This window comes from Flavobacterium chryseum (genome assembly GCF_004362015.1).
Classification (GTDB): domain Bacteria; phylum Bacteroidota; class Bacteroidia; order Flavobacteriales; family Flavobacteriaceae; genus Flavobacterium.
Genome location: NZ_SNWW01000023.1, coordinates 1 through 8360, shown reverse-complemented (window position 1 = coordinate 8360; position 8360 = coordinate 1). Strand labels below are relative to the sequence as shown.

2 protein-coding genes and 1 pseudogene are annotated in these 8360 nt (G+C 29.7%); all 3 read left to right on the top strand.

All coding sequences use genetic code 11. From position 1 onward, the window contains the following. The first annotated feature begins 1746 nt into the window (after positions 1 to 1746). The 3 genes and pseudogenes from EV143_RS21100 (at position 1747) to EV143_RS21090 (ending at position 7707) form a co-directional block, all read left to right on the top strand. Positions 1747 to 2460 carry a hypothetical protein gene (locus EV143_RS21100; protein WP_133509888.1) on the top strand — a complete coding sequence of 238 codons (714 nt, stop codon included), beginning with the start codon at positions 1747 to 1749 and terminating at the stop codon, positions 2458 to 2460. Between the two features lie 252 nt (positions 2461 to 2712). Next, positions 2713 to 2974: pseudogene (locus EV143_RS22015) on the top strand (IS1/IS1595 family N-terminal zinc-binding domain-containing protein); the annotation flags it as partial. 263 nt (positions 2975 to 3237) lie between these two features. Then, positions 3238 to 7707 carry a T9SS type A sorting domain-containing protein gene (locus EV143_RS21090; RefSeq protein WP_133509887.1) on the top strand — a complete coding sequence of 1490 codons (4470 nt, stop codon included), beginning with the start codon at positions 3238 to 3240 and terminating at the stop codon, positions 7705 to 7707. The last annotated feature ends 653 nt before the right edge of the window (positions 7708 to 8360 follow it).

Genomic DNA, 8360 nt, shown 5'->3' with positions numbered 1-8360 from the left:
GGAGATAAGATGTTTTTGCCGAAGAATGAGAGAATAATAATTTGGTAGTGCTAAGACAAAATCTTTTAAGGTCACTTTCTGTTAATCCTAATACAAAAGGTAAGTAATAAAAACACCGATAAAAAAAATCCCATTTTTAGAAATAAGATTTAATTTTGTGACTACAATACAAATTACAAATCATTTTATGCAAGATTTAAATAAACTGGCTTATTTTCAAGTTGATTTGTAAGATAATTATTTTGATTTTTTCTTGAGAAGCGGTTTGTATGTATCGTAGAGGTTAACTATTAATTGCATTCCCATTAACATGCATATAATCAATATCATAGGATATTGTCCATTTGAATAGGTCACAATTTAAGTAAGTACAATTTTGTGAGTTACTTCAAATGGTTTAGTAAGTGAAATAGCTATAACATTTCGACAAAAGATGTATAGATTACCAGATGACGGATAAAAGTTTAGGTCACCTAGCAACCCTCGTTCAAGGATAGTATAAACTAAACTAAATACCAGCAATATTAAACCAAATTGTGAAATACGATTAATGTTTCTTTTATATTTGGAGTTATCATCAGCTGAGTGGTAAATCCCAAAGATATTCATTTTTGATTTGCCTATATAAAGTCCTGAAAATTATAAACCTCCAAAGTTATTTTGGAGGTTTTTGTAAAATGTACAATTCATTTTATATAAATTTGACGGTTTTACTTCATAAATATTTCTTTTAGCAATTTTGTAAGTTCAACAGATTTAGATATAAAAGAACTATTTCCTGAGATGTAGTAACATTCAATTTAGGTAATGTATCAAATGGGCAATATATTACTAGTGTGGTTTTTGTTTTTCTAAACTAAAAGATATTGAGAATCAGTACCTATTAAATAATTTTACAAGGTAATGTATCCTATGTGTTGGTGATTAATTGTTCTATCTAAACACTTACAGAAAATCAAATATTAATATCGCATAAAAATTAAACAGTCTGGGCTGTTTTTTTATTTTATAATGTCTAAAATCGCAGCGTCTTTGCGTTGCAAAACAATATTTCATCTTTAGTCGCTTACAAAGGAACAATACGAAAATCCTTTTATTGTATTTCAAAAGCATTTGATGAAAAAACTCTTGAAGAATTTGAATGTTTTTATTTCAAATCATAGAAATTTCCTTGTCTCCTAGTGTCGGAGATCCTGATTTGAATTCACGACGCCTTACATTAATATAATCAAAATGCTCGATGCAGCAGAATTAATAAGAGAAAGGGGTGTTGAGAAAATCAAGAAAAAGAATCGGATTGAAGCTGTAATCGAATATCCCTTATTATGTAAATATAATATTAATAAAAAATATAGGTATTACGGTTTCCCGTAAAGTAATACTAATTAAATAAATTATATTTGATTAAAATATAAATATTAGGAAAAGTTAGATAAAATTAACTCAGCGTTTCTAAAAAAAGTTTATGGATACTTTGATATACCATTAATTAATTTTTATTACGGATTGTAAAAATCAAAGTTAAAATAATCTGACCAGACGGAACAACTAACCCAAATCTACACCTAAAGTTTTCGTCTATAATGGCAGTAATACTGCAAAAGGTAAAAAAATTAAATTATGAAAAATTTAAAAATTTATTTAAGCATTTTATTTCTTTCTTTATTTACTAGTTCAATATTTTTGGCATGTTCTAATGATGATAATCAATCACAACAAACTAATAGTTCTACCAAAAGTTCTAACTTGACAAAGAAATCAGCATCAGTTAGTTCTGGCGCAATCACTTGTTATATCTCTGGCTCAACAGTAAGTAATGTCAATACAGAGAATGCTTTTTCATCTGTTACTGCTGGTTCTACTACTACCTATCAATATAACAGCACTCCTGCTGTAAGTAATGTTACGTGGAGTGTCGTTCCAGGGACTATTAATCCAAGTGGAAGTTTAACAGTTAACGGGACTGGTTCTACTGCTACAGTTACTACTGGATCTAATTTTCTAAGCGGATCTATACAAGCGGTCGGAACTGATTCAACAGGACAAATTTGCGGACCGGTTCTACCAATAGTAAAATCTACAGGGGGAGGAATTGCTTGCTGTGCTCCAACAATAGAACTAGGATTTATTTGTAGAGGTGGCAGCCAAAGTGTTTTAGGGTTCTTAACATTAATCCCCCCTTCAAATTGCGCTATTGATTGGAAACAAAATGTTTCTAAAATAGATTTAAAATTAGAAGGCGGTCCTAGATTTATAGTTGAAGACGATCAATTAGCTGAAATAAATAATAAAAGAAGCGGAACTATAACAAATCCATTCTTAAGTACTCTAATCGATAATAAAATTATCTTAGATTTTACTAATGTTAGTTGTGTTACAAGAGTAACAGCAATAGCTACTGTTTATTACAACAATGGATGTCCTCCTGTACGCCTGACTGCAGAAGCTTTTGCAGGATAAATACTTGAAATATTATAGCTTTGTGCCGTCCTTAAAAAACGATACAATTATTTAATAAAATTTATTAAACAGCTGCAGGAATATCCCTGTGGCTGTTTTTTGTTTATAAGTTCGGTAATGTATCAGATGTGTTGTTGGTTAATTATGCATATAAACATTTACAGAATATCAGATATTTATATTAATATCGCATAAAAATTAAAACAGTCTTTGAGCTGTTTTTTTATTTTATAATGCCTAAAATCGAAAAAAATGGAGTCAAACCAGACTAGGGTTACAAATGTGTTGGTAATATTCGAAAGATAATAAAGATAGGGAAAGACAAAGTCTGGTAATCAAAGATATATTTGCAGAGCATGCGGGAAAACCAGAGTTGAAAATTATGCATATCTGGCTTATAAAGGAGATATAAATCAGAATATTATTCAATTAACTAAAGAAGGTTTGGGAATAAGAAGTAAGGCAAGAATTAAAAATTTCAACCACAACCTTATTAAAAAAAATTGTATCAATTTTCTAGATGATTTAAAGAAAATAAAATCACTCACTACTATTTTTCTGGATCTAATGTCTGTGGCAATCAATTTATTTATATTCTAAATATTGATCCTATTGATGCAAAATTAAACCTTTTATTAGAAGTTTGGAATTTCATTTAGAGACTCTGTCACAAAATATTCTTACAAGTGAAAATTTCTTTATTTCTTTAACACCTTACGTAAGATATTAGTTAATATTCTATACATTTGGTATCTTAATATTAACAAAAATTTATGTATGAAATTAAAACTACTTTTATTACTATTTTTAGCCAGTTTATCATCGTTTGCCCAATATACCCTTATCCCAGATACTTATTTTGAAACAGAACTAATTCGTCAGGGAATTGATTCCGGCACACCGGATGGTAAAGTTTTGACTTCAAAAATAAACACCCTGACTACTTTAAATGTTAGGGGAGTAAGTCTCATTACCGATTTAACAGGGATTCAGGATTTTACAGCTTTAAAATCTTTGCTTTGTGATACCAATCGATTAACCGCTTTAGATGTTTCTAAGAATACCGCATTAACATACTTGAGTTTTGGAGACAATTACTTAACGAGTATAGACGTTTCCAAGAATACTGCTTTAACAGAGTTACGTTGTTATCATAATGTATTAACAACTTTAGATGTTTCTAAGAACACTGCTTTAACAATTTTACATTGTTATGAGAATCAATTAAAGACTTTAGATTTTTCCAAGAATACTGCTTTAACATACTTAGATTGTTCTGACAATGAATTAACGGGACTGAATTTGAAGAATGGAAATAATTCTAAATTATCGACAAATAGTGCCTTTAATAGTAATAACTTAAGCTGTATTCAGGTAGATAATGTGGCTTATGCAAATGCAAATTGGACAGCCAAAGATGCTCAGGCAAGTTATAGTTTAGATTGCTCAGCTGTTGTTCAATATACTCTTATTCCTGATGTGAATTTTGAAAAAATGTTAATTTCCCTTGGTTATGATTCTGGAACTGCTAACGGAAAAGTGCCAACATCTAAGATTTCTGGGGTAACTTCTTTGGATATTTCCGGTAGATCTATTACGAATTTAACCGGAATTCAAGATTTTGTAGCTTTACAGACATTAAATTGTAGCAATAATCAATTAACGGCTTTAGATCTTTCTAAAAATATTGCTTTAAAATATTTAGTTTGTTATTCTAATCAATTAACAGCTTTAGATTTTACTAATAATACTGCTTTAGAACAATTAACGTGTTATTCTAATAAATTAACGACATTAGATGTTTCTAAGAGTGTTGCGCTAACCTTTTTATATTGTTACGATAATCAATTAACAGCCTTAGATGTTTCTAAGAATGTTGCTTTAACAAATTTACGTTGTTATTCTAATCAATTAACAAGCTTAAATGTTTCTCAAAATGTTTCTTTAAAAGAATTACATTGTTATTCTAATAAATTAACAAGTTTCGATATTTCTAAGAGTATTGTTTTAACAAAATTATATTGTTATTCTAATCAATTAACAGCTTTAGATGTTTCTAAGAATACTGCTCTAATATATTTATATTGTTATTCGAATCAATTAACTGTTTTAGATGTTTCTAAGAATGCATCTTTAGTCGAGCTGTATTGTTACTCAAATCAATTAACAACTTTGGATGTTTCTAAGAATACGGTTTTGAGATATATAGACTGTAATTCAAATCAATTAACAAGTTTAAATTTGAAGAACGGAAATAATTCTAGTTTTAGCACCTACAAATTTACAAACAATCCTAATTTAAGTTGTATTCAGGTAGATAATGAAACTAATTCTAAGAAGAATTGGAGTGCGACTTCAATAAAAGACGCTACGACAAGTTATAGCACAAATTGCTCTTCATACGTTCTTATTCCTGATGTGAATTTCGAAAAAAAATTAATCTCTTTAGGAATTGATTTTGGAACTCCTGACGGAAAAGTGTTAACATCTAATATAGACACATTGACCTCTTTAGATGTTTCTTCAAGCTTTATTATTGATTTAACCGGAATTCAAAATTTTGTAGGATTACAGACTTTGCATTGTGAAAATAATCAGTTATCGGCTTTAGATGTTTCTAAGAATACTGCTTTGCTGGACTTAAATTGTTCTCAGAATCAATTAATGGTTTTAAATGTTTCTATGAATAATGCTTTAAGAATTTTATATTGCTATTCTAATAAATTAACAAATTTGAGTATTGCTAAAATTACTTCTTTAAGATCTTTATGGTGTTATGACAATCAATTAACAAGCCTAAATCTTTTTCAAAATAGTTTTAATTATACTTTTACAGATTTACAGTGTCATAATAATCAATTAACAAGTCTAGATGTTTCTAAGGGTATTGGTTTAACAAATTTAAATTGTTATAATAATCAATTAACAGTTTTAGATATTTCTAATAGTACTTATTTAACGGAGTTAAATTGTTATTCTAATAACTTAACAAGTTTAAATTTAAAAAATGGAAATAATGTTAATTTAATTACCAAAAATTTTACAAACAACCCTAATTTAAGTTGTATTCAGGTAGATAATGTTGCTTATTCTAATGCCAATTGGGCTACAAGCAAAGATGCAACTGCAAGTTATAATCCAGATTGCTTTTCTTACACGTTTATTTATGATGTGAATTTTGAAAAAAAGTTAATTTCTTTAGGAATTGATTCTGGCACAGTTGATGGACAAGTGCAAACTAAAAAAATAAACACATTAACTTCTTTGGATGTATCAAATAGTGCTATTGCTGATTTAAGCGGTATTCAAGCCTTTGTGGGTTTAAATACATTAAATTGTAGCGGAAATCAATTAACGGTTTTAAATGTTTCTAAGAATATTGCTTTAAATTCCTTAAACTGTAGTTCAAATCAATTAACGAGTTTAAATGTAAAGAATGGAAATAATGGTTCTTTAAGCACAAAAAACTTTACAAACAACCCTGATTTAAGCTGTATTCAGGTAGATAATGTTGCTTATTCTGATGCTAATTGGGGTTCCGCAAAAGATGCTACGGCCAGTTATGCTGAAAGTTGCTCTTCTTTTATATACACCCTTATCCCGGATGTAAATTTTGAAAAGAAATTGATCTCCAGGGGGATTGATTCCGGTGCTCCTGACGGAAAAGTGTTAACCTCCAGTATTTCTTCATTGGGTTATTTGGATGTTTCTAATAGTTCCATCGTCGATTTAACAGGAATTCAGGATTTTGTGTCTTTAGGCACTTTATTTTGTGATTCTAATCAATTAACAACTTTAGATGTTTCTAGAAATACTGCTTTAAACTACCTATCTTGTTTAGCTAATCAATTAACTACTTTAAATGTTAAGTATGCTCCTTTAACTACCTTAGAGTGTTTTAGTAATCAATTAACTACTTTAGATGTTTCTACAAATACTGCTTTACAGTCTTTAAGTTGTTATCTTAATACATTAACGGCCTTAGATGTTTCCAAGAATATAGCTTTAAAAGAGTTACGTTGTGATCGTAATCAATTAACTACTTTAGATGTTTCTAAAAATACTGCTTTGAAAAATTTATATTGTAATGATAATAAATTGAATAATTTAGATATTTCTAAAAATATCGCTTTATCGGGTTTATATTGTCTTAATAATCAATTGACAAGTTTAAATTTGAAGAATGGAAAGAATGTTAATTTAAGCTTATACAATGATTTTACAAACAACGCCAATTTAAGCTGTATTCAGGTGGATGATGTTGCTTATTCTAATGCCAATTGGGCTAAAGCCAAAGATGCTACAGCAAGTTATTCTGATAATTGTTTTGGTGTTGTTGCAGTTAGTAGTGCCTTTGAAGACCAATTAATCGCTTTAGGAGTCGATACAGATGGCAAAAACGGTTCTGTATTGCTGGCGAGTATAACAAATATAACTAGCTTAGATGTATCCAATTCTAATATCACCAGTTTGTCAGGAATTGAATATTTTTCAAAACTAGAAACCTTAAACTGTCAGGGAAATTTATTGACTTCAATTAATGTATCTTCCAATCTGGCACTGAAATATTTAGATTGTTCAAAAAATCCATTATCGACTCTAGATGTTTCTAAAAACACCCAGCTTACAGAACTGTATTGTGATGGTATCGTAACAACCACTAAAAAAATCAATGCAAAAACCAGCGCTGCCAGTCAACTAACGGCCTTAGATGTTTCTAAAAATGTATTGTTGACTAAATTGAGTTGTTCTAACAATCTAATAGTAAGTTTAGACCTTTCTAAGAATACACTTCTTACAGATGTAAATTGTTCCAACAATAAATTGACTTCTTTGAATTTAAACAATGGAAACAATAGCAAACTGGTCAATGTCAATTTCAAAACAAATGCTTCGCTATCCTGTATTGTGGTAGATGATGTTGCTTATGCTAATGCCAATTGGTCAACAGCCAAAGATGCAACAGCAATTTATTCGAAAACAGCTTGTACTTTAGGAATCGAAGATGTTGTTTTTGACAAAATTGTCGTTTACCCTAATCCGACCAAAGGAGAATTACATATTGACAACATTGTGTTAGAAAAAGCAACCGTGTACGATGTATTAGGAAAGTTGGTAACGGCTACGAAATTTACTAATGGTTCAAACACTAATAGCATCAATTTATCAGGATTACCAAAAGGGATTTATTATGTGCATTTAGAAAGTGAAGGATCTACTGTTGTTAGAAAAATAATAGTCGAGTAAATTAAAAAACATATATAAGTTAAAAACCACATTTTCATTCGTTTGAAAATGTGGTTTTTTATTTTTAAAAAATGAAACAAGATTTTTCGAATCACAAAAAAAAGCCTGAGAATCTATATTTCTCAGGCTTTTACTTTCTTTTAGTAGTTCACCACAGCGAAGACTCACCGGTATCCGCCGTGGGGGATATAAGCCCAGCGGATTAAATAAAATAAAAAAAGCTCCAGATTTCTCTGAAGCTTTACTTAGTAGCCCTAACGGGACAATTCTCGAACCATTTTAGATGTGATTTGAAGAGATTGAGCGAAGCATGATTAAATATTTTTAGATGTTTAATCACAAACAAAAACACATAAAGCCTTCAAAATCATTGATTTTTAAGGCTTATTAATTTTAGATATTGGTGATAATTAATTTTATTTTCCAAAATGAGGAAAGCCGTAAAATATTCATCTGCAAATAGTCTAGATTTGCGCGCAAATCTAAATTAATGATCCTATACGCTTATGAAAAAACTTTACCTACTGCTCCTTATTTTACTGCCCTTTTTTACTTACAGCCAGGATATTCTTTGGGAAAAATCATATGGGGGACAGCATGCAGATTACCTTTTTGATGCGCAGCCCACAGCCGATTACGGTTTTATTCTGGCA

Bases quoted from the DNA above. Each gene is read 5' to 3' on its own strand.
- EV143_RS21090 (WP_133509887.1), top strand. From the start codon at position 3,238: ATGAAATTAAAACTACTTTTATTACTATTTTTAGCCAGTTTATCATCG.